The following is a 22,750-nucleotide window of genomic DNA, read 5'->3' on the forward strand; positions in this document are numbered from 1 at the left end:
TATAATATTAATTACTTTGTCTTTTTAGTAATAAGAAACGCTATCTAATATCTCTTTTTTTAGTGATAATTGGTATCCTTTTGCATAGGTATCTACCGATAATTTTATTTTATCCTCTTTTTCGTGACCTACTATCTCTTGGATAATAGGTAAATCTCTCGGATAATTTTTTAAACATCGGTTCATAAAAGTACCTCTAAATGTATGAAAAAATTTTCCTTCACCCTGCTTTACTACTCTGTAAAGTTGCCGTAATATTGCTTTTTGAGATGCGTTATCCGTTTTTTCTGGAAATAGAGGAAAATCAATTTCTAAAACCCTTTCTAAAATATCTTTATGGATAGGTACTTGTCGCACTCCCGCATTCGTTTTCGATTTTTTAATATCAAAATAATAGATATTAGTTTCTTCATCTTGCTTTATATCATCATTTTTAATATTACAAATCTCATTAACACGCATTCCTGTGCGGGTTGCAATAAGGAACGTATCTTTATAGCACTGTTCAAATTCTTCAAATTCAAGAATATTTCTGATTTCTTTATCTGTATAGTTTACGTGTGGTATTTCTGGGCTACTATCTGCAAGATTTTCAACGCCTTGAACATTGTTTTCTGGGTACAGCTTTCTATCGTTCCCCCACTTTACAAACATTTTAACGTAAGCCATATGATTGTTTACGGTTTTATTTACAACTTGCGTAGAAAGATAATCCCTAAATCTCTCAAAATCCTCGATATTAAGGTTTTCTATACGTTCGTATTTGAAAAAATCTTTTAATTTTGTAAATGTCGCTTCATAGGCTTTATAAGTGCTTGCACTTACTTTTTCTAGTTTTTTCTTGCCTACAATAAATTTAGTTTCGAGGTCATAAAATGTGAAGTTCTCTTTATTTGCAGGTCTTTCACCCTTTTTTATCTCACCTTCAATCTGTTCTTCTTTTTTAAAAATTTGTTGAACTCTTTTATAACTTTTTTCAGCTTCAAGTTCTTTCACTGTGTCTTTTAATTCAGATAAATATTCTCTAAATTCATCAGGAGTATCGTATTCAAATACGAACTTATAATCACCATGTTGAAATGTAAACAAAAAATCCTCCTCGCTCATCATGTTTAATGTCTTTTTTCTTTTCATCGCAATTCTTATCGATTTTGTGCGAAGTGATATTCTATAAGATTTACACTTAATCTTTTTTCTAAAATAATATGTGTTTTTTACGATGTATAAATTGCGGGTGTCATAGTTTTTATAGATAGTGTCATATAGTGACGGTATAAACTCTTGTGAAGTGCCTAGTTTAGGGGTTTTGTGTGGATTTGAAAGCTCGTGGCGGACAGAGAGGGATTTGAACCCTCGGTCAGGTTACCCCGACGCATCCTTAGCAGGGATGTGGTTTCAGCCACTCACCCATCTGTCCAAGTAAAAAGTAGAGTGCAAGTATATCAAAAGTATATAATAAACGGCTTAAGAGACTTTTCTTAAGCCGTTTATCGATTAAATATAAGCGGCATCTTGCGATTTTAAAAGTTTTTCAAGCAGTTTTTGAAGTTTTGGAACAGAAGATTGATCTGTTTTTTTTGCCTCTTCAATCTTATCTTTTAGCATCACAACCAATTTAACACCTTCTATAAAATGCATCGGATACTCCTTTTAGATCATGGTTTAATCTAAAAAAGCAAAATTTATTCCGAAACTGGAGCTGGTGGCGTAAGTGGAACCAATTCAGGTTGCTTAATCACTCCATCATAGAAAACGGTACAATTTTCATCATTTTGCTTGGGTTGCGTATGTGTTATTTTTGATTTTGTGGTAAAAGAAAGTACCACATCTTTGAGTGTCGCGACAGCTGTTGCATCAAGCTTTACAGAAGGTTTGGCATACGTTCCACTAAACTTTTGTTCAACAACAGCACACCCTTTTGTATCCAAAAGAGCTGCTTTAACATCAATCAATTTTTCATCAACAGTATTGATAGCGCCCTTGATTGCGATTCTATTAGAAGCTGTGCTCAGTGCTACATCACTTAGTTTGATCTCAGAATACCCAAGATCAACTTTAGTATTGAGCTCCTTAATCACGCTATTACCGCCTTTAAAAGCTTCAATAGTACTAGATATAAGTGTATTAAGATTTAACTTCTCTTTTTGAAAAGGATCAAGCACTAAAGCAATTTTGTCTATATCATAACCTTTCAAGGCTATCTCTTCGCCTGAAAGCTGAACAAATCCGTTGAGAGTGCTTTTAAAGGTCGTACCATCACCCACAAAGAATGAGAGTTTAAAGTCACCATTGGCACTGCCATCCAACAGATCTTTGCCCCATAATTCTTTTGAGAGAGATGCCAATTTTAGGCCTACAATCTTGCTCTTTAATGAAACTTTCGGTTGTTTACCACAAAAATCAAATTTGCCATTTCCTTGAATTTGCGTATCAAAAAGGGTGTATTTAAGAGCACTACTAACCGCAATACCATTTTTCAGCTCAAATGACATCGAAATATCCTGCACAGCATAAGCGTTACCATATTGAATTTTGTCGATATGCGTATCGGCAGTAAAATAGAGCCCTTGAATACTATGCTTGGAAGCATCATAACTGATATCGTTGATATCAAGATCAACGTGTTCGAAAACAATTTTATTCGTTGCATTCACATCTGCATAACTGACGGTACTGTTGCTAAAGATAATTTTTTTGGCATTCATGAAAGCGGATACATCGCTCTCTTTTTCAACGGTGGTATTATTTTCTTTAGTTTTTTTATCAGCTGTTTTTTGTGTTTGCACAGGCAATAAATCATAATTAAACTTACCATCTTTAATTTTTTCTATATTTAAAGCAAGTCCATCGAGAGAAAGCTGTGTAACTTTAATCTCTTTTTTAAGCAATGCAGATACGTCAAGTGACACATCAAAACTACTCAACTTAGCAAAAGGAGTCTCAGGATGATACGTTGGGTTCGTGACCTCAATATCAGAGACACTAACACCTATAGGTGAAAGGGTAAGCGTGATATCACCACGAATAATCACTTCATATCCGGTACTCTCTTTAATCGCTTTGTGCAATCGCGGTTTATACTCATTAAAATCAATCACTTTAATAAGAAAGAAAAAAGCAGCAACGACAATAGCAACCAATACCACAATACCGAGTACAATCTTTTTAAACATTCTTACCTCTTAATGACTAAATATTTTCAATAATTTTCTTTACCACGCCTAGCGGATCATCACTATGATAAATCGGTCTTCCCACAACAATAAAATCTGAATGTTGCTGTTTTGCAGTTTCAAGATCAGCCACTCTTTCTTGGTCATGACTATTCTCACCAAAAGGACGAATACCTGGCGTAAGCGTTAAGAAAGAAGAAGCCGTATGTGCCTTAATGTCTAAACTCTCATAAACAGAAGAGACAACACCATTCAAGCCACTAGCATAAGCATCTTGGGCAAAATCAACCGCTTTTTGCGCAATAGGAGTATGATAAATTGCTTCAAAGGAAGCATTATCAAAACTTGTCAGTGCTGTCACGGCTAAAACAATCGGAGGATTTGGGAAGGTATTGACACGCTCCATCACCGTACGCATTGCTTTGCGTCCGCTGGAGGCATGCACGTTGAACATATCCACACCAAGAGCAACCATCGACTCAGCAGCATCAGCCATCGTATTGGGGATGTCATGGATTTTGAGGTCTAAAAAGATTTTAAAATGGGGGTTGATCGTTTTGATCTCATGTAAAAGGGCTTCACCATCTCGAATAAAAGAGCGAAGTCCCACTTTAAGCCAAACATCTTCACTTTTAAGTTTTTGAATCAGAGTAATATTTTCAGATTTAGTGGGGAGATCAAGCGCAACGCACAACTTCATTTATTTAGTTTCTCCATCTCTTGAAATTGCATCTAAAACACCGTTAATAAATTTAGGGCTTGTTTCATTGCATAGTTTTTTTGCAAGTTCAATCGCTTCGTTAATAATAACGGCATTATCGAGTTCAGAGTACAAAACTTCATACGCGCCCAGTCTTAAAATAGCACGTTCGATCGTTCCGATTTCACTGAGATTCCACTCTTTAAGATGATGGTTAATCGCTTCATCAATAATGATTAAATGCTCTTTCACCCCGTGGTACAACCCAAGGGCAAACTCTTTTTGCTGATTTCGAATTTTTTTCTCTTCAAAAAGTTCGTCTATAAATTTTTCAATGCCAGAATTTCCAATATCTTCTGCATACAATAAACCAATAATACTCTCTCGTGCTTGATGTCGTGTTGCCAAAGCGTTTCCTTATAGGTGTTTGTAAAGGCTAATAAGTTCGATTAAACCTGTCATAGCTTCAAAGCCTTTATTTCCCGCTTTGCTTCCAGCTCTCTCAATCGCTTGTTCGATGTTATCGGTCGTTAAAACACCAAATGTGACGGGTTTTTGATATTTCAGAGCTGTATTGGCAACGCCTTTGGTTGCTTCTGCCGCAACGTAGTCAAAATGCGGTGTGCTTCCGCGAATAATCGCGCCCACACAACAGACCGCGTCATACTTACCGCTGCTTAAAATTTTATCGAGTGCTAAAGGAATTTCATACGCCCCTGGCACTAAAATAAGGTCTAAATTTTTTTCTTCCCCTCCATGACGAATAAATGCATCACGTGCGCCTTCAACCAAACGATCAGTGATAATATGGTTAAATCGGCTATTAATAATGGCTACTTTTTCTTTACCATTAAGGGAGAGTTTTCCTTCAATAATATTCATAATTATCCTTTTACTTTTTCTTATAATACACTATTTTTCGTTACAGTTTAATTATCGCTTTTTCCACACACTGACATGTAACGTTTTTATCACACTTTTACGTTCACTTTCTTTCACTTCTAAACGCATCGTCAGTGGCTTTACATGTAAAGTAAAAAAGACCGATAAATGCTCATTGAGGGCATCAAATGTATTGTATTTTTCACCATTTTTCTTAAAGCCTCCTAGCCATTTAGCACGAGGTGTTTTGGCTTCATCCCAGTCATAGCTACTTGCAATCACTAAAAATCCCCCAGCATTGAGACGCTCTTTGATCTTTTCTAAAAAAAGCGCAGGATCGTACAAAGTATCCAATACATCATTGGCAAGAATAAGATCGTATCCGTCAAAATAAGGCTTCATATTGTGCGGGTCTGCTTGCCAAAATTCTACTTTTTGGACACGCGGATCAATGCCAAAATCACTGAGATTTTTTTCAATAAACAGTGCTAATTCGCCCTCTTCTTTTAAGGCGTATTTGAGTTTGCCACTCTCTTTGAAATTGGTTGCAAGCCTCACAACACGTGCGGTAAATTCAATGCCATGTACCATTTCAAAATGGCGTGCAAGTGAAAATGTTCCCCTGCCGATTCCACACCCAATTTCCAATGCTTTTGCTTTTGAACCCCTTAAACCGATACAAAACTGTGCCATTTCTTCATAATAATTAGGCTCTTTTTGACCAAAATGGGCATCGCAAATTTTAGAAAGGGCAAAATCTGTCTCGTAAAATACGGAGTGTGTTTCGACTGGCTCATTGGACTCAATATAGCGAAAACCTGCATGTTGGTAAAAATGGCGGCGAAAGGCGTAGCGAGATGCACGAATAATCTCATTTCCCGTACTGATCCACGAGCCACCCTTAATGATATTGTGCCTATCATCAAACGTAGGAACGGAAAAATCATCGTACAGTGGATGGACCATGAACCCATCAAACCCATTTATCGGCGTTTCAGTCCACTGCCACACATTGCCGATAAGATCGTAAAAATCACCAAAAGCAAACGTATCCACAGGCACAGAAGAGGCAAAATACTCGAGGTTAAGATTCGCAGGTGCCTTGTCCCAAAACGGTTCTTCTACCTTTACATGTAAATCATGCAGAACGTACCACTCCTCTTCACTCGGAAGGCGAATAGACTGCCCTGTCACTTGACTTTTCCAGTTGCAAAAGGCTTTAGCTTCAAGGTAGTTGATCTCCACAGGCCAACTCCATGGCATTTCAATCTCTTCAGCCATAAGACGAAGTTTGTATCCTGAAGCATCAATTCGCCAAAAAAGAGGCATGGTCGCATTTTTGTACGTACGCCATTTCCAGCCCTCTTCACTCCAAAAACTTTGCGTTTCATACCCTTTATTGGCAACAAACGCTAAAAATTCGGCATTGGAGACGAGGTATTTGGAGGCTTTAAAGTCTTTGACCTCTTTTACATGTAAACCGTATTCATTATCCCAACCGTACAGTGCATCGTCTCGTTTCTTCTCTAAACGAAGCGTTGAGCCTTTTACATGTAATAATTCATTTTTTACAATCGGGGTATCCAATGGACAGACTTTCCAAAAATTGCTCGGAGTAACTCTTTCTAACGGTAATTGGCGAATAAGAACCGAGGAGGTTTCCAGATGAATACGCTGCTCAATGCCCATCATTATCGCCCAAAAAGGACTTTCCCACGAAATGGGCATTGTAAGAGGTAACGTGTCGATAAGCTCTAAAATTTTAACTTTAACGGCATCACGATATGCCCTAATTTCAGATATGCGTGGCCATCTATAATTCGATTGGTTCAGATCGTCCCAACTCATTTCATCCACACCAATCGCAAAAATCGACTCGAATGTTGGATTGATGCGCTTATCAATCAGCTTGGCAAGAACCAGTTTATTGATAAAAAAAAGGTTGCGGTATGACCAAAATAAAAAACAAGAGGATGACGCAAAGGATCTGCTGTGAGGTAATAACTCTCCTCGTCCTTCATCAACTCAAAGAGTTTCTCATACACCGTATAGGTTTTGAGGAAATACTCTCTAATTTCTGCCCTTTTTTGCTCTGCGCTTCCCACATTAAGAAGAATATTACGCGTTGGGATAAGTTGCATGTTACGCCTTTAAGCTGTCTTGAATCGCTTTAATATCTTTAAGTGCCAAAGCTAAATCATCAAGATCAAGCATATTCGGTCCATCGCAGAGTGCCTCACACGGGTTAAAATGGGTTTCAAAGAAGAAACCATCCACACCCACAGCCGCAGCCGCGCGTGAAAGAGGGCGGACGTATTCGCGTTTCCCACCGCTTTTGCCTCCCTCCGTTCCAGGCATTTGCACCGAATGGGTTGCATCGAAAACAACGGGAGCAAACTCTCTCATAATGACAAAACTACGTGCGTCCACAACCAAATTGCCGTATCCAAATGTACTGCCGCGCTCGGTGAGCCACACACCCGCTTTTTTAGCAGCATCGTAGCCCTCTTCTTTAACTCCTCTGGTATCGAGCACTTTTTTCACCGAATAACGCATATCCGCAGGGTTTAAAAACTGCCCTTTTTTGATGTTCACCACGCATTTGGTCTGTGCGGCCGCGACTAAAAGATCGGTTTGACGACATAAAAAGGCCGGGATTTGAAGCACATCGACCACTTCACCCACAGGTTTTGCTTGGGTGTAGTCGTGAATGTCTGTTAAAAGTTTGTATCCAAACTGTGATCTCACCTCATCTAAAAGTTTTAAACCCTCATCCATTCCTGGACCTCTAAAACTGTCGATACTGGTGCGATTGGCTTTATCAAAACTGCTTTTAAAATAAAAATCTATGGTGTTATCTTCGTGATAGCTCATTAATTTTTCGGCAACCCTAAACAGGTTGTCTCTGCTTTCAATGACACACGGTCCTGCGATTAAAATCACTCTTTCTCCTTTGCTACAATAATTCCACTAAGAACAACTAAGAGTATACCAAATAGTCCAAGAATATCGGGTAAACCATCCCCTAAAATAATGCCGATAATCAGCGAGAAGAAGATAATCGAATACCCAGCTGCGCCTACAATTCCCGCTTTGGTAGTTGCAAATGCCTTGGTCATATAAACTTGCCCAATAGCACCGGAAAAGCCCATTAACACGATATAAAGCCACTGAATTCCCTGAGGCAGCACAAAATGCCCCAGCATAAAATCAAACATCGGTGTATGGAAAAATTCACTCAAAACCATAAAAAGTGCGGGGAAAAATGTTCCGGTACAGACAAAGGCAAGCACAATAACACGTGTATCATACACACGGTTTAGCTCTCGAACACTCGTGTAGGCAAGTGCTGCACCAAGTCCACTAAAAAGCCCAAAAAGATCCGTTTTGGAAAGCATTAAACCATTGGGTTTCATGACAAAAACGATACCGATAAATCCAACAAAAACAGCGACCCACCCTTTCCAACCAATTTTTTCTTTCAAAAAGAAAAAGGCCAAAATAGCGGTAAAAATAGGCGCAGTGCGTGAAAATGTAATCGCATCGGCAAGGGGAATATGGGCAATGTTGTAGAAAAAAACCAACATCGAAGCAAAACCAATGAGGGCACGAAAAAGAAGCAACCAAGGCTTTCCGCCAATTTGTTTTATCGGCAGTTTAAAAATACTCAGTGCTACAAAAAGCATTGTCAAACCATTGCGAAAAAAGACCACTTCCACCGAATCCATGCTTTGAGAAAGAACCTTGGCAAAAGCGCCATCAAACGCAAAGCTAAACGAAGAGAGTAACATGAACAGAACACCTCTGTTTATGCCTCCAAAAAACTGTCTCAAGATGACTCCGATCAAGCTATAAGTATGAAATCTTAATCAATTCTGTGTTAAAATCCGTTGATATTTGCATCTTAACCCTTAGGAGAAAGTATGGATCTCCAACATATTTTAGAGTATAGCCTTTTTGGATTGCCTATTACCCATATTGCAATTGCCATCACTCTTTTTTTACTCGGATTAGCCTTAAAAAATCTTATTGCAAGCATTATTCTCAAACCTCTTAGAACCATTGCTAAACGTACCAAAACGACCACCGATGACAAAATTATCGCTGTTCTTGAAGAGCCTTTGAAATTCTCTATCGTCTTGGTTACCACATACATTGCAACCCTTTGGCTTCCTTTTAGAAGCTTTGACCATGTTGTCGATCTTGCGATCAAATCGTTTGAAACGTTTATTATTTTTTGGATTTTGTATCGAATGGTGGATAAATTTTCCAATCTCTTTAGTTTTTTCTCTTCTAAATTTGGTAAAGAGTTGCATCAAGATATTCAACATTTCATTACAAAGGCCTTGCGCATCTTTCTTATTGCTCTAGGTATTATGGCAGTTTTGCAGGAATGGGGCATCAATGTCAGCGCTTTTGTCGCATCCTTAGGACTAGGAGGTTTAGCCTTTGCCCTCGCGGCTAAAGATACCGTTGCCAATCTTTTTGGTTCATTGGTTATTTTTACAGACCGTCCTTTTAAAGTGGGCGATTGGGTCGAAACACCCGCAGTTGAAGGAATGATCGAAGAGATTGGGATTCGCTCAACCAAAATTCGTACCTTCGCACAAGCCCTCGTGAGTATGCCAAACGCAACACTTGCCAATACCCCCATTACCAACTGGTCTCGCATGGGAAAACGTCGTGTTAAAACACGTTTGGGTCTTACCTACAACACCTCAGTGGAGCAGATGAAAGCCATTATCCAAGAGATAAAAACCATGCTCAAAAAACACCCCGATGTCCACCAAGAGACCATTTTGGTGAGTTTTGATGAGTTTGATAACAGCGCACTCAGTATTTTTCTTTACTTTTTTACCAAAACAACCGTTTGGTTAGAGTATTTACATGTAAGGGAAGATGTTAATTTTAAAATTATGGAGATCGTTGCACGCAACGGTGCGCAGTTCGCATTTCCTTCTCAAACGCTCTATGTCGAGAGTTTACCAAAATAACAGCAAACACAGAGTATAATCAATCTAATTATGCAATAAAGGTTACTATGAAGAAAATTGCCATTATCGGGCTACCCAATGTGGGGAAAAGCTCACTTTTTAATCGCATCGCTAAACAACGCATTGCGATTACTTCTGATTTCAGCGGAACTACACGTGACATTAAAACGCATCAAGTCTATATCACCGAAAAACCATGTCTTCTTTTAGATACAGGCGGGCTTGATAAATCCACCGAACTGTTTGAAAATGTTCACAATATGTCGATGGAAGCCTCTAAAAAAGCCGATATTATCATCATGGTCGTTGATGGTAAAATGCTCCCCAGCGATGAAGAGAAAAAAATCTTTTACGCCCTTCAAGCACGTAAAAAACCGATCGCTTTGGTCATCAATAAAATTGACAACGACAAAGAGATGGAGCGTGCATGGGAGTTTGATGAATTTGGAGCCGAATTTGTTTTCCCTATCTCCGTTTCACATAACCGTGGTGTCAGCGCCCTTTTAGAGTGGATTGGGGAGCTTCTGCCTGCGGCTGAAGGAACAACACCTCCTCTTGTCAATGAAGACGACGATACCTTGGAAGAAGAGGATGATACAGAAGAAGACGTCTGGGACGATGACGATGCGTTTGCGGAAGAAGATGAAGAGATCATTCCTGAAGAGATCGTTGAAGAGGTTGAAACCAATCAAATCAACGTTGCGATCATCGGACGTGTCAATGTCGGTAAAAGCTCTCTTCTCAATGCCCTTGTCGGTAAACAACGCGCCGTCGTCAGCAGTGTGGCAGGTACAACGATTGATCCTGTGGATGAAAGCATCGAGTACGAAGATAAAGTCATCAACTTTGTTGATACCGCAGGACTTCGCAGACGCGGCAAAATCGAAGGCATCGAAAAATTTGCATTAATGCGCACCAAAGAGATGTTGGAGCGTGCGAACATTGCCTTGCTTGTTTTAGATACGAGTGAACCATTTTTAGAGCTTGATGAGCGCATCGCAGGACTTGTGGAAGAGAACCATTTAGCCTGTATTATCGTGCTCAATAAATGGGACAACCCGCTGGCTGATTTTGAGCAGATCACGGCAGAAGTCAGAGACCGTTTTAAGTTTCTCTCTTACGCGCCGCTCATTACCGTTTCGGCGAAGAGCAAACAAAGAGTCGCAAAGATCAAAGATATGATTTTATCGGTTTATGCCAACTATTCACAGCACATTCCAACCCGTCAACTCAATGAAGTCATCCGAAATGCGACCATTAAGCATCAGATCCCGAGTGACCACTCGAAGGTAGTTAAAATTTACTTTGCCACCCAATACCTTACCAAGCCGCCTCGTATTGCTTTGGTCATGAATAAACCACGCTCACTACATTTTAGCTACAAACGCTACCTTGCCAATAAATTGCGTGAAAATTTCAACTTAGAAGGCTCTCCAATTCTGCTTTATCCACGAGCAAAAGGTGAGCGAGACAACGAACAGGAAGAAAACGGTGCTGAATCTTAAGAACAAAAATATCGTTTTTATTGGTTTTATGGGTGTCGGAAAAGGCACCATTTCTAGAGCGCTGATTCAAAAAACCAAACGCTTTGGTGTAGATACCGATGATTTGATTGAAAGTATGGAAAACCGCAAAATCAAAGCTATTTTTGAAACAGATGGGGAAGCCTACTTTCGCAAGCTTGAGAAAAAAACAGCCAAATGGCTGGAAAAAAATGTTAAAAATGCCGTCATTTCCACAGGTGGAGGTTTTTTTAAGGTCGATAATCTGGATTCCATTGGCACGATTGTCTACCTTCGCTCCTCCTTCGATGGGATTTTAAAAAGACTCAAAGAGCATGAAAATGCCGATCTTAAACTTGCCAAACGCCCATTGCTGAGTGATGAAGCCAAAGCGAGAACATTATTTGAAGAGCGATCATCCCTCTATGAAGCCAAAGCGGATATCACCATCAATGTTGAAAATCGAAGCGTTGATGCCATCGTACAAGATTTAATTACGTTACTCCACTTAAAAGAGAAAAAAGAGAAAGAGTAGGACAGATTTATGAGAGTATTAACAGGAATTCAACCCTCTGGTGCGCTTCACATAGGAAACTATTTTGGCGCGATTAAACAAATGGTCGACTTGCAAAATAACAGCGATCTGTTTATTTTTATCCCCAACTACCATGCCCTAACCTCCCTAAAAGATGGTGTGGCACTTAAAAACAATACCCTCGATGCGGCGATTAATTTTATGAGCCTTGGCATTGATCCCAATAAAGCCACTTTATGGGCACAATCGGATGTTAAAGAGGTCTTAGAGCTTTACTGGGTGCTCTCAGGTTATACGCCGATGGGGCTTTTGGAGCGAGCACACGGCTACAAAGACAAAGTAGCCAAAGGCATTGCCGCCAACCACTCTTTATTCTCTTACCCTGTTTTAATGGCAGCCGATATTTTACTTTACGATGCGGAAGTCATTCCTGTGGGGAAAGATCAGATTCAACATGTGGAGATTACCCGTGACATTGCTATTAAATTCAACAATGAGTTTGGCGATATCTTTAAAATCCCTGACTTTAAAGTCGATGACAACGTTGCAACCGTTCCAGGACTTGATGGAGCGAAGATGAGTAAAAGCTATGGCAATACGATTGATATCTTTTGCACAGAAAAAGAGCTCAAAAAAGCAACTTCGCGTATCGTAACAGATTCAACACCGATGGAAGAGCCCAAAGATTATCTTACATGTAATGTGTATGCACTGGCTAAACTCTTTTTAGAAAAGGACGAAGTAGTTGCATTACAAGCACGCTATCTTAAAGGTGGCGAAGGATATGGTCACTTTAAAGCGTATCTTGGCACACTGATTTGGGACTATTTTGCTGAAGCTCGTGAGAAAAGAGCTTATTATGTTGAGCATAAAGATGAAGTCATTGCAATTTTAGATGAAGGTGCGAGTAAGGCTCGTAAAATCGCAACGGAGAAGATGCGCATTATCCGTGATCTTGTTGGAATTTATCGCTAAGGGAAAGTATGTTAGATATTAAATTAATACAAAATGATTTTGAAAATGTCGCACAAAATCTTAGAAAGAAAAAAGTCGATGAGAATCTCCTCGAAGAGTTACGTCGTATTTCTTTGGAGCTAAAAAATGCTCGCCTTGTACTGGAACCATTGCAAGCGGAGCAAAATACAAAAAGTAAACTTGTGGGTGTTTATGCCAAAGAAGGTAAAGACGTTCATGCGCTAAAAGCTGAACTCTCAGAAAATAAAGTAAAAATAGCCGATGCAACCGAAATTGTACGTGCATTAGAAGAAAAACTAGAAGCATTAGCAACCGTGATCCCCAATATGCCCTCCCCCTTAGTCCCTGAAGGTGAAGATGAAAATGACAATGTGGAACTCAAACGTGTGTTAGAGCCTCGTATGTTTTCTTTCACCCCTAAAGAGCACTGGGATATTGACGCCCAACAAAACTGGATTGACTTTGAACGTGGTGTCAAGCTTGCCAAAAGTCGTTTTAGTGTTTTAAAAAATGAAGCCGCAAGACTGGAACGCGCGTTGATTAACTACATGTTAGATTTTAACCGAACACGAGGGTTTCATGAAGTGGCTGTTCCTTATATTGTCAACCGTGAAACGCTTATGGGTACTGGGCAACTCCCTAAATTTGAAGATGACCTTTTTAAAATTGAGGGTGAAGATCTCTTTTTAATCCCCACTGCAGAAGTACCTGTCACAAACCTTTTCAGAGATGAAATCTTAACCAAAGAAGAATTACCCCTTAAAATGACGGCGTATTCTGCCTGCTTTCGCAAAGAGGCTGGTAGCGCTGGAAGAGATACACGTGGCATGATTCGCCAGCATCAATTCGACAAAGTAGAACTTGTTTGCATCACCACTCCTGAACAGAGTGAAGCCATTTTTGAAGAGATGCTCGCATGCGCTTCTGATCTTCTCTCCTCATTGGGACTTCCACACCGTCATTTGATGCTTTGTGGAGGAGACCTTGGTTTTAGTGCGGCGAAAACCGTTGATCTTGAAGTCTGGCTTCCAGGACAAAATAGGTACCGTGAAATTAGTTCTGTCTCCAATACATTTGACTTCCAAGCTAGACGGGCCAAAATTCGTTTTAAAGATGAAGGAAAAAACCGCTTGGTTCATACACTCAATGGCTCTTCTTTAGCAGTCGGTCGAACCCTAATTGCCATTATGGAAAACTACCAAAATGAAGATGGCAGTATCGCTATCCCTGAAGTTTTGAAAAAGTATATGTAAAATGGCTGAAGAAGCAGTAGTCATACTTGAAGCAGACCCTTTATCCACTACGGATGAAGGTTTTGCTCCTATTGAGGAGGAGAATGCAGCAGAAACAGCGGCTGCAGATTCTGCTGCCGAAGAAGAGGTAGAGGAGCAAAAGAACAAGTCTAAGAAAAAATTGTTAATGATGCTCATCCTTGGATCATTACTGCTTCTTGGTATGATCATTGCGCTTGTCGTTATCATCAAAAACAAACATAAAACTCCTGAGCCTATTGCCGTTGAAAAAGTTGTTGAAAAGCCTGTCATTAAGGAACAATTTTCCCCTTCTAAATTAGATGGGATGATTAAAAAAGCCCATCTGCTGTATGAACAAGGCAATAAAGATGATGCCCTAAAAATTTATGAAAAAATTGCGACTTTTAATGAAGCCATCTCCTACTACAACATCGGTGTCGCAAAGCTTAAAGAACAAAACTTCCCCGAAGCGTTAGAAGCATTTAAAAAAGCCATTCAAAATAAAGAACATCGCACTATTAGTGCCATTAATGCAGCCGTCTGTGCCCTAGAGATGAAGGACAATAAACTTTTCACCTATTACATTGACTTAGCTTTTGCCTATTTACCCGAAGAGAGCAATGCACCTCTTTACTCTTATTATGTTGGGTTAGTAAACTACTATAAAGATTTTTATTATGAGGCACTCAGTGCCATCTCGCATCCTATCAATGACTATTATAAAGAAGATCAGGACTATTTGGCATCTAAAATCTTAGCCTCTCTGGATAACAACTCCTATGCTCTCGCTACTCTGGAAAAAATTGAAAAAGAGAATGACCACTTTACCGTTGGACTTTTACATGCAAAACTAGGAGAATATCCTAAAGCAAAAGCTTCTTTGCTCAAAGCACTACAAAATGATCATGAAAACCCAAAAATAAAAATGGCACTTGCAATGATCGAAAATAAACTGGGCAATCTTGGAAATACCGCTTCACTCATGGGAGAAGTTTATAAGGTACGAGATGCCGATGCAAAACCTATCTATAAAATGAAAGCTATCCTCAAACCTTCTTTATTTGATGTCGAAAGAGCACAAGTCGAATTTGAAAAAGAGCTTTTCTTTGATGATGAAAATACGTATAGTCTCATTTTTTACTATGCCCCTTATAAAGTCTTTGATGCAAAGCAAACCATAGACTATATTCGCAAAGGAAGCATGAATATCTTTATTGATGAAATCGGGCCTGCACTTTCCTATTTAAAAGCAAGCTCTACGATTTCCAAAGTAAATATTGCCATTAGCAAAGGGATTAAAAAAGCACTCGATTTTCATGTATATGAAGCCAATGATATTTTTTCAAAAATGGTTGAAGAGTATAAAAACCACTCCATTTTGCACTACAATCTGGGGCTTACTTATGCACAAATGGGTGATTATGCCGCTGCTTATAAAAACTTTTCAAAAAGCTATCATCTAGATAGCAACAACTATCTTGCGGGTGTCTTTGCCCTCATGAGCGGCAATTTGATTGGCAAGGACATTACCAAACTCTCTGAAGATGTCAAAGACAGTATTAACAAAAATCAAACACTTGAAAAAGATAATCTTTATGCTTCGCTCATTCATCTGACCGATGGCAATCATTTTTCTTTGACACGTTGGCTCGAAAAAGAGAAAGAAGAGAGCCCTCTTAATCTTATGCTCAATATTATTGCCGCCCAAAAGCTGGGCAATGAACGTATGTACCGCCTTGGATCTCAAAAGCTTCAAGCGCTACTACCTAGAGATATTATTGCCAATCTTATTGCCTTTAACGTAAAGCATCAAAAGCAAAATATCAAAAATTACGCTAAAGCCGTTCAAATTGAATTTAACCATCTTCCACTGGATTATGATGCGTTCTACTATGGGCCAAAAATTGTCAAAGAGCAGTATATTAAACTCTTACAAGTGGGAGGGCTCCTCCATCAAAAACGCGATAGTGTACGTAAAAAAATGGAAGAAGAGCGTATTGATATTTCTTCCATTATGCAAACGCTTGCCTACATGGAAATCTATACCAACAACTTTGAAGAAGCGTTTACTCTCTACAATAAACTGATTGATGATTTCCAGAAAAAAGATACCCATACCATCTTCCTAGCTTCTGTTGCGGCTATTGGGGCAGGACACAGTGATAATGCTATAGCACTTTTGGAACTTTCAAAACTGACAGATCCTAGTAATGTGGAAAGTAAATATGCTCTTGGATTGTTATATCAAGAAATAGGGAATTTTGAAGCAGCCAATGCACAGTATCGCAGTATCGGAAATATTGGTTTTATCTCTCAATATTTCAGTTTTGCAATCCTAAGATAGTTTTACATGTAAAGGTTTTAACCTTTACATGTAAAGACGTTTAAAGCGTTAAATACTCTCTTGCGTATTGCTACGAACGGTTCTAAGGTGCTCTTTCATTGACATGTAACTGTTAAGTGCTCCAATATACGCTTTAGCCGTTGCTAGCATGGTATCAACACTTAAACCATGTCCCATAATCGCAGGTTTACTTTCATCAAATACTACTTTAACGAGCACCCTTGCCATTGCGTCTTTACCCTGAGAAACCGCGTCCACTTTGTAGTCTTTTAGCTCGCCACTCACACCACAAACACGATCAATGACTTTAAAGATCGCATCCATCGTTCCATTCCCAATAGCAGCGTCAGTAATCTCTTTTCCATTATGTAAAATGGTCACAGCAGCACTCGGAACACCTCCTGGTGCGCAATCAGAAAGTTGCAAACGAAGTAAGTCAAAAATTTGAGGAATTTTGGTAATTTCCTCAGCAACAAGTGCACGTAAATCATCATCAAAAATCTCTTTTTTCTGATCTGCTAAGATTTTAAAACGATCAAATGCCTCATTGATCTCTTCGTCTTTAAGCTCATAGCCTAATGTTTGAAGTTTGTCTTTAAACGCATGCCTACCAGAATGTTTACCAAGAACAATCGAGTTTTTGTCAAGACCAATGTCTTTGGCACTCATAATCTCATAGGTTTGGGTGTGTTTCAACACGCCATCTTGGTGAATGCCACTCTCATGTGAAAAGGCATTCTTACCCACAATAGCTTTATTGGGTTGCGGCTCAATGCCTGTTACGGATGAAACCAATTTACTCGTAGGGTAAATCTCTTTAATATTAATGTTTGTATCATATCCATTGAAATGATCTTTACGTGTACGAAGTGCCATAACAATTTCTTCTAATGCCGCATTCCCTGCACGCTCACCTAAGCCGTTTATCGTACATTCTACTTGACGTGCACCATTTTCAATACACGCCAATGAGTTCGCTACAGCAAGTCCTAGATCATTATGATTATGCACAGAGATGATAGCGCGATCTCCTACAAAATCATGTAATGACTTAATAATAGCCCCCATTTCCGTTGGTAAACGATATCCTACGGTATCGGGGATATTTAAGGTACTGGCTCCTGCATTAATGACAGCGTCTAAAATCTCTTTCAGAAAGCTCACATCACTACGTCCGGCATCTTCACAGCTAAACTCCACATCATCACAAAATGTTTTAGCATACTGTACGGACTCAACTGCCTTTTTGATAACTTGATCCGGTGTCATTTTAAGTTTATATTCCATATGAATAGAGCTTGTTGCAATAAAGGTATGAATTCTGTTTAATTTTGCTTTTGCAACAGCCTCACCAGCAGCCTTAATATCACGATCTAATGCCCGCGCAAGGGAACAGATTCGACTTTTAGTGACAGCCTCACTAATACGAGCAATTGCATCAAAATCTCCCGGACTAGCCGCGGCAAAACCTGCTTCTATAACATCAACGCCCAATTTTTGTAACTGCAATGCAATCTGAATTTTCTCTTCAGTGTTCATTGAAGCACCCGGACTTTGTTCACCATCACGTAAGGTGGTATCAAAAATTATAATTTTAGTGTCATTCATAGGTTGTATTCCTTGTTACATTAATTTAAAAAGTTAAAAAATAAAAATGGAATTAGAAGAAGAGGAGTTTTTGCAGGAGAGCGTTTTTGATCTCAATTTTTGGTAAAACTTTGATCGATTTCATGATGCCAATATCAACGCTATTCATCGCTTCTCCTTGATTCAAAATACCTTGAGCTAAAATAGATATGCCCAAAAGTGGGCATATTATACTAAATTTTTATGCGATTTTGCAACGATGAAATTATAACATCCTCGAATAAGTCCATAGGCTAAATAAGCAGTCACTAAACTGGTCCCTGCTTCAATCGGATAGATATACAAAAAAGAAAAAACAATGACTAAATAAACAAGTATTTTAATGATATGACCTTTTTTCATATCGATCTTTTTAAAGCTTGGATAACGAATATTACTCACCATTAAAAAAGAAAGTACACCGATGCCAATGAGCATAATCCACTCAAATCCTTGAAAAAATACATGCTCTCGATAAAATAAAATCCACATGGAAACAACAACTGCCGCCGTAGGAATAGGAACGCCAATAAAAACAGAAGGTTCTGACACGCCAATCATCACATTAAAACGTGCTAACCTAATAGCACCAAAAACAACATACATCGCACATAACAAAGAGCCAAGCTTTCCATACATATGACCTACACTAAAGTAAAAGAGCATTGCAGGAGCGACACCAAAAGCCACAATGTCGGCTAAAGAATCAAACTCAGCACCAAATTTACTGGTCGCATTCGTCATACGTGCAACACGTCCATCAAGACCGTCAAAAATCAAAGAGAGTAAAATATAAACAGCTGCCTTTTCAAATTGTCCATTCGTTGAAGATATAATACTAATAACCCCTAAAAAAGCACTCGCTGCTGTAAAAAGATTGGGAAAAACATACATCAATTGGAGTTTATTATTACTGCTATTATTTGTCATCTTTATCCTTGTAGGCTAGATAGCCTAAAATAGTTGCACCTGCTTTGACTTCATCACTGAGCGAAACTTTCACGCGCGTGTCAAGAGGAAGTAAAAGTGCCATTTCACCATCTCGTAAAAAGCCTATTCGTTCACCCGCTTTAAAGGCTCCAGCTTTCTTAAAGAGTGTCATTTTCTGGCTCCATAAACCTGCACTAATAACAAGTTTAATGGAAGCAAATTGACTTTTACATGTAATGCTTTTTCGTTCACTTAAATTTGAGAATAAAGCAGAAGAGGAGTCCATAAATAGCCCAAAACGATTTTTAACGTCACTAAGCGTCATAGCAAGAGGCGCTCTTAAAACACCTACACCTAAAAGAGATTTTCGAATCACGATACGAAGGGCTTCACTATTATCATTTAAACTAATTTTTGATATATCTGTCACCACTCCATCCATAGGCGCGATAAGACAACGTTCGTCATCTTCTTCAGCAATACGTTCAGGATTTCTGTAGCAAAAAACTGTGCCTAAAAAAAGTATAAAAAAGAACCAAGCAAAAAAAGAAAAAGCATAAGCAATTAAAAAAATCATGAGAGCTAAAATGCTATAGATCCATCCCTCTTTTGCTAGAATATGCGTTGAAGTATAAGAATGATTACGCATCAATAGTTGGGTGCTCTTCTGTTGTTTTTGGCATAGGACTGATAGAATGTTTGAGCTTTGAAGGTATATTGAACTCTATTTCATAGGCTTCAATAATCTCACGCAATTGCTCACCATCAATCGTCTCTTTCTCACTCAGCTTTGCCACAATGCGTTCAATACACTCGCGATACTCTTCCAAACGCTCTTTAACGATCACATAGCGATCTTGAAGTGTATTTTTAATATGTTCATCTAGATTTTCAGCCATTTTATCACTATAGTCTTTGGTGGTTCCACCATTTAAAAAGACATTACGTTGCTTTTCAAGAACCATCAATCCTGCTACATCACTCATGCCATAAATACTGACCATAGATTTAATAATGTCTGTTGCACGCTCTAAATCATTACCCGCACCGGTTGATATTTCGCCTAAGAAAACTTCTTCAGCAGCACGTCCACCAAGGAGTACATCTACTTCAGCGATCAATTCATGCTTTTGCATTAAAAATTTATTTTCTTCTGGTGTATTAAGGGTATAACCAAGGGCAGCCAGCCCTCTTGGAATAATCGAAACTTTAGAAACTCTCTTCGCTCCTGTGGTTGTCTCAGCAACAAGAGCATGGCCACTTTCATGATAAGCTACAATACGTTTTTCTTCTGGATTGATACGACGGCTTTTTTTCTCAAGACCTGCAATGGCACGTTCAACAGCCTCAACAAGATCAATTTGTTCTACATAATCTTTATTTTTTCGTCCACCAAGGAGTGCTGCTTCATTAATAATATTGGCTAAATCCGCACCTGCTAAACCTGCTGTTAACCTTGCAATCTCTTCAAGATTGATATCTTTCCCCAGTTTAATATCGGCACTATGTACTTTTAAAATATCACGTCTTCCTTGAAAATCTGGTTTATCGACTAAAACCTGTCTATCAAAACGACCGGGTCTTAAAAGCGCTGCATCCAACACTTCTGGTCTATTGGTTGCAGCCAGAACAATGACAGGAGATTTATCAGAGCTAAAACCATCCATCTCAGCAAGCAATTGATTCAGTGTTTGCTCTCTTTCATCATTGCCACCCATCATACCGTTTGCAGCTCTACTTTTACCAATAGCATCAATCTCATCGATAAATACAATGGCAGGAGCTTCTTTTTTAGCATTTTCAAATAGGTCTCTAACGCGACTAGCACCCACACCGACAAACATTTCAATAAAGCTTGAACCTGAAACAGAGAAAAAAGGAACACTCGCCTCACCTGCTACGGCTTTTGCGAGTAGTGTTTTACCTGTGCCTGGAGGGCCTACTAAGAGAACACCTTTAGGAATTTTTGCCCCTAAATTCATATAGCGCTCTGGAAATTTTAGAAAATCTACAATCTCTTTGACTTCCTCTTTGGCTTCTTCAACACCTGCAACATCATCAAACTTAACATTTGGTTTTTCTGAATTGACTAACTTTTTACTGCTACCCATTCCCAAAATTCCACCACCCATATTTTTTTGCATTTTGTTTGCCAAAAACATCCAAATACCAAAAAATACAAATACAGGGAGTACCCATGAAAAAAGAATTTCTGTCAAGATATTGGATTCGTTATAGCCACCATAGCCCACTTTTTTCTCATCCATTAAAGGGATAAATGTCGCATCCTCTCCAACTTTTTTTACAATATAAACAGTTTTCTGCGCACCTTCTGGGGAGAAAGCTTTGATCGTTGTTTGACCAATAGCGACATAACTGATTTGATTATTTTTAATCAACTCTTTGAGTTCATAATAGCTTATATTTTTAGTTGCGCTGTTTTGAGCACTAAAACTTGATCCAATGCCTGCATCAGACACTGATGTAAAATTTTTAAATAAAACAATGACAATAATTGAAAAAAGAGCAAACATTAAAAGCGGATTTTGATTGAAAAAGTTTTTTTTATCGTTTTTATTGTTATCTTGATTGTTATTTTGACTCATCTAGTTCCTTTGTAACACGAGTGTAAACCACTCCTCTTTTTGATACTTTTCGACCAATTTCATCGAAGAAAATTTGTGTTCTACTTTATCTACATATTTATCTAAAATCCCAGAGAGAATCAGCAATCCTCCCTCTTTGACAGCTTTTTGCAAATCAGAAGAAAGCATAATCAAAACATCGGCAATAATATTGGCAACAACCACATCATACGCTTGATCACGCTTCTGAACGGAACCTGTCCATATACGATGAAAACTTTCATGATTCAGTTCAAAATTTTGTGTTGCGCTATCCGTTGCTTGTTCGTCCGTATCACAAAGATCTACAATAGCACCGCACTTTCGGGCAGTGATAGACAAGATACCACTTCCACAACCTACATCTAAAAGTGTCGTACCTTCTTTAACATATTTTTGCAACAAAAGTAAACAGCCATACGTTGTTTCATGATGTCCTGAACCAAAGGCAAGGGCTGGATCAATAATAATATTTTTTTTGCCTTCAAAATTTTCTACCCACGTAGGACGGATATAAAAATCGTTTACATGTAAAGGTTGTACAGAGTTTCGATACTGTGCAATCCAATCTTCATTTTCTTTGACTAAGAGCTTAGTCTCAAGGTGAATATCTTTACCAAGTACAGAAGAAAGCTCTTTTGCAAATGTTTCTGTACCAAAAAGAACCATTTCCAAATTATCTTCACTGCGTAAAATAATCGTGCTTTCTTTTTCCTCAATAGCCTCATCACTGAGGCTCATAATAAAATCAAGAAAAAGTGGGTATTCACTACTAGGGGTGATTTGAAGTTCGTTATAGGTTTTTTCCATTCAAATTAACCTAAAACATCCTCGAGTTTTTCTTTAAGCACTTGAGGAGTAAACGGTTTAACGATATAGTTATTAACACCCGCTTTAAGCGCTGTAATAACTTCCGCCTTACCACCTTCCGTTGTTACCATAATAATTGGCATACTCTCATATTTTTTTTCTGCTCTGACTTTGCGAACCAATTCTAAACCGTTCATCTCAGGCATGTTCCAATCGGTAATCAATACATTAATATCAGGTGTTCTTTCCATAATTTGCCAAGCTTCAACACCATGTTCAGCTTCTAAAACATCATCAAACCCTAATCTCTGCAGTGTGTTTTTTATAATACGGCGCATTGTCGAGCTATCATCTACTACAAGCAGCTTCAATGTCACTCCTTTTTGTCGTTAAGTTATTGCT

General features: G+C 38.7%; 22 protein-coding genes and 1 tRNA gene. 6 read left to right on the forward strand and 17 right to left on the reverse strand.

Annotated elements, in window-relative coordinates:
* Positions 1-24: 24 nt before the first annotated feature.
* From FA584_RS10440 to FA584_RS10485, 11 genes are all read right to left on the reverse strand, one after another.
* Positions 25-1,134 (reverse strand): tyrosine-type recombinase/integrase, encoded by a 1,110-nt coding sequence (locus FA584_RS10440; RefSeq protein ID WP_167749417.1) that lies wholly within the window; start codon positions 1,132-1,134, stop codon positions 25-27.
* A gap of 193 nt (positions 1,135-1,327) precedes the next feature.
* Positions 1,328-1,417 (reverse strand) — tRNA-Ser (locus FA584_RS10445).
* 77 nt (positions 1,418-1,494) lie between these two features.
* Entirely contained in the window at positions 1,495-1,638 is a 144-nt protein-coding gene (locus tag FA584_RS10450) for a hypothetical protein (RefSeq protein ID WP_167749418.1), read from the reverse strand.
* Positions 1,639-1,682: 44 nt separating this feature from the next.
* Positions 1,683-3,173, reverse strand: coding sequence for an AsmA family protein (locus FA584_RS10455; RefSeq protein ID WP_167749419.1), 1,491 nt, complete (start codon positions 3,171-3,173; stop codon positions 1,683-1,685).
* A 16-nt stretch (positions 3,174-3,189) separates the two neighbouring features.
* Entirely contained in the window at positions 3,190-3,873 is a 684-nt protein-coding gene (gene pyrF, locus FA584_RS10460) for an orotidine-5'-phosphate decarboxylase (protein ID WP_167749420.1), read from the reverse strand.
* Positions 3,874-4,281, reverse strand: coding sequence for a transcription antitermination factor NusB (nusB, locus tag FA584_RS10465; protein WP_096047202.1), 408 nt, complete (start codon positions 4,279-4,281; stop codon positions 3,874-3,876).
* 9 nt (positions 4,282-4,290) lie between these two features.
* Entirely contained in the window at positions 4,291-4,755 is a 465-nt protein-coding gene (gene ribH / locus FA584_RS10470; RefSeq protein WP_167749421.1) for a 6,7-dimethyl-8-ribityllumazine synthase, read from the reverse strand.
* Positions 4,756-4,806: 51 nt separating this feature from the next.
* Complete coding sequence (gene ovoA, locus FA584_RS10475; protein WP_228448615.1) at positions 4,807-6,687, reverse strand: 5-histidylcysteine sulfoxide synthase; 1,881 nt, start codon at positions 6,685-6,687, stop codon at positions 4,807-4,809.
* Positions 6,660-6,896: a hypothetical protein gene (locus FA584_RS14525; protein WP_228448562.1), complete on the reverse strand. Its 237-nt coding sequence runs from the start codon at positions 6,894-6,896 to the stop codon at positions 6,660-6,662. The genes ovoA and FA584_RS14525 overlap by 28 nt, the downstream gene beginning before the upstream one ends.
* A gap of 1 nt (position 6,897) precedes the next feature.
* Entirely contained in the window at positions 6,898-7,698 is an 801-nt protein-coding gene (gene kdsA / locus FA584_RS10480) for a 3-deoxy-8-phosphooctulonate synthase (protein ID WP_096047204.1), read from the reverse strand.
* A complete protein-coding gene (locus FA584_RS10485; RefSeq protein ID WP_096047205.1) occupies positions 7,695-8,546 on the reverse strand; it encodes a DMT family transporter in 852 nt (283 codons plus the stop codon). The genes kdsA and FA584_RS10485 overlap by 4 nt, the downstream gene beginning before the upstream one ends.
* A 132-nt stretch (positions 8,547-8,678) precedes the next feature.
* On the opposite strand from FA584_RS10485, the gene FA584_RS10490 reads away from it, so the two are divergent.
* Genes FA584_RS10490 through FA584_RS10515 form a run of 6 tightly spaced genes read left to right on the forward strand, consistent with a single transcriptional unit; the run spans position 8,679 to position 16,358 of the window.
* Positions 8,679-9,749 (forward strand): mechanosensitive ion channel family protein, encoded by a 1,071-nt coding sequence (locus FA584_RS10490; protein WP_167749422.1) that lies wholly within the window; start codon positions 8,679-8,681, stop codon positions 9,747-9,749.
* A gap of 47 nt (positions 9,750-9,796) precedes the next feature.
* Complete coding sequence (gene der, locus FA584_RS10495) at positions 9,797-11,254, forward strand: ribosome biogenesis GTPase Der (protein WP_096047207.1); 1,458 nt, start codon at positions 9,797-9,799, stop codon at positions 11,252-11,254.
* Entirely contained in the window at positions 11,244-11,786 is a 543-nt protein-coding gene (locus tag FA584_RS10500; RefSeq protein ID WP_369805718.1) for a shikimate kinase, read from the forward strand. Before der ends, FA584_RS10500 begins: the two co-directional genes overlap by 11 nt.
* Positions 11,787-11,795: 9 nt before the next feature.
* Entirely contained in the window at positions 11,796-12,761 is a 966-nt protein-coding gene (trpS, locus tag FA584_RS10505) for a tryptophan--tRNA ligase (protein WP_167749423.1), read from the forward strand.
* 8 nt (positions 12,762-12,769) lie between these two features.
* Positions 12,770-14,014, forward strand: a complete 1,245-nt coding sequence (gene serS / locus FA584_RS10510; protein WP_167749424.1) for a serine--tRNA ligase — start codon at positions 12,770-12,772, stop codon at positions 14,012-14,014.
* A gap of 1 nt (position 14,015) precedes the next feature.
* On the forward strand, positions 14,016-16,358 hold the full coding sequence (locus FA584_RS10515; protein ID WP_167749425.1) for a tetratricopeptide repeat protein: 2,343 nt from the start codon (positions 14,016-14,018) through the stop codon (positions 16,356-16,358).
* 48 nt (positions 16,359-16,406) lie between these two features.
* On the opposite strand, the gene FA584_RS10520 is transcribed toward FA584_RS10515, so the two are convergent.
* The 6 genes from FA584_RS10520 to FA584_RS10545 all read right to left on the reverse strand — a co-directional run bounded on the left by FA584_RS10520 (position 16,407) and on the right by FA584_RS10545 (position 22,719).
* Complete coding sequence (locus FA584_RS10520) at positions 16,407-17,966, reverse strand: 2-isopropylmalate synthase (RefSeq protein WP_096047211.1); 1,560 nt, start codon at positions 17,964-17,966, stop codon at positions 16,407-16,409.
* 207 nt (positions 17,967-18,173) lie between these two features.
* Positions 18,174-18,914, reverse strand: coding sequence for a CDP-diacylglycerol--serine O-phosphatidyltransferase (gene pssA, locus FA584_RS10525; RefSeq protein ID WP_167749426.1), 741 nt, complete (start codon positions 18,912-18,914; stop codon positions 18,174-18,176).
* Positions 18,904-19,563: a phosphatidylserine decarboxylase gene (locus FA584_RS10530; protein WP_096047213.1), complete on the reverse strand. Its 660-nt coding sequence runs from the start codon at positions 19,561-19,563 to the stop codon at positions 18,904-18,906. Before FA584_RS10530 ends, pssA begins: the two co-directional genes overlap by 11 nt.
* The gene (gene ftsH, locus FA584_RS10535; RefSeq protein WP_167749427.1) at positions 19,556-21,520 is read right to left on the reverse strand and encodes an ATP-dependent zinc metalloprotease FtsH; all 1,965 of its coding nucleotides are present in this window, start codon (positions 21,518-21,520) and stop codon (positions 19,556-19,558) included. Before ftsH ends, FA584_RS10530 begins: the two co-directional genes overlap by 8 nt.
* On the reverse strand, positions 21,521-22,348 hold the full coding sequence (locus FA584_RS10540; protein WP_167749428.1) for a 50S ribosomal protein L11 methyltransferase: 828 nt from the start codon (positions 22,346-22,348) through the stop codon (positions 21,521-21,523).
* Positions 22,349-22,353: 5 nt separating this feature from the next.
* The gene (locus FA584_RS10545; RefSeq protein ID WP_096047216.1) at positions 22,354-22,719 is read right to left on the reverse strand and encodes a chemotaxis response regulator CheY; all 366 of its coding nucleotides are present in this window, start codon (positions 22,717-22,719) and stop codon (positions 22,354-22,356) included.
* Between the last annotated feature and the right edge of the window lie 31 nt (positions 22,720-22,750).

Source organism: Sulfurospirillum diekertiae (assembly GCF_011769985.2).
GTDB lineage: Bacteria > Campylobacterota > Campylobacteria > Campylobacterales > Sulfurospirillaceae > Sulfurospirillum > Sulfurospirillum diekertiae.

Excerpts from the sequence above, each read along its gene's own strand:
- FA584_RS10440 (WP_167749417.1), bottom strand. The coding sequence starts at position 1,134 with ATGAAAAGAAAAAAGACATTAAACATGATGAGCGAGGAGGATTTTTTG.
- FA584_RS10450 (WP_167749418.1), bottom strand. The coding sequence starts at position 1,638 with ATGCATTTTATAGAAGGTGTTAAATTGGTTGTGATGCTAAAAGATAAG.
- FA584_RS10455 (WP_167749419.1), bottom strand. The coding sequence starts at position 3,173 with ATGTTTAAAAAGATTGTACTCGGTATTGTGGTATTGGTTGCTATTGTC.
- pyrF (WP_167749420.1), bottom strand. The coding sequence starts at position 3,873 with ATGAAGTTGTGCGTTGCGCTTGATCTCCCCACTAAATCTGAAAATATT.
- ribH (WP_167749421.1), bottom strand. The coding sequence starts at position 4,755 with ATGAATATTATTGAAGGAAAACTCTCCCTTAATGGTAAAGAAAAAGTA.
- FA584_RS14525 (WP_228448562.1), bottom strand. The coding sequence starts at position 6,896 with ATGCAACTTATCCCAACGCGTAATATTCTTCTTAATGTGGGAAGCGCA.
- FA584_RS10485 (WP_096047205.1), bottom strand. The coding sequence starts at position 8,546 with ATGTTACTCTCTTCGTTTAGCTTTGCGTTTGATGGCGCTTTTGCCAAG.
- FA584_RS10490 (WP_167749422.1), top strand. The coding sequence starts at position 8,679 with ATGGATCTCCAACATATTTTAGAGTATAGCCTTTTTGGATTGCCTATT.
- der (WP_096047207.1), top strand. The coding sequence starts at position 9,797 with ATGAAGAAAATTGCCATTATCGGGCTACCCAATGTGGGGAAAAGCTCA.
- trpS (WP_167749423.1), top strand. The coding sequence starts at position 11,796 with ATGAGAGTATTAACAGGAATTCAACCCTCTGGTGCGCTTCACATAGGA.
- serS (WP_167749424.1), top strand. The coding sequence starts at position 12,770 with ATGTTAGATATTAAATTAATACAAAATGATTTTGAAAATGTCGCACAA.
- FA584_RS10515 (WP_167749425.1), top strand. The coding sequence starts at position 14,016 with ATGGCTGAAGAAGCAGTAGTCATACTTGAAGCAGACCCTTTATCCACT.
- FA584_RS10520 (WP_096047211.1), bottom strand. The coding sequence starts at position 17,966 with ATGAATGACACTAAAATTATAATTTTTGATACCACCTTACGTGATGGT.
- pssA (WP_167749426.1), bottom strand. The coding sequence starts at position 18,914 with ATGACAAATAATAGCAGTAATAATAAACTCCAATTGATGTATGTTTTT.
- FA584_RS10530 (WP_096047213.1), bottom strand. The coding sequence starts at position 19,563 with ATGCGTAATCATTCTTATACTTCAACGCATATTCTAGCAAAAGAGGGA.
- ftsH (WP_167749427.1), bottom strand. The coding sequence starts at position 21,520 with ATGAGTCAAAATAACAATCAAGATAACAATAAAAACGATAAAAAAAAC.
- FA584_RS10540 (WP_167749428.1), bottom strand. The coding sequence starts at position 22,348 with ATGGAAAAAACCTATAACGAACTTCAAATCACCCCTAGTAGTGAATAC.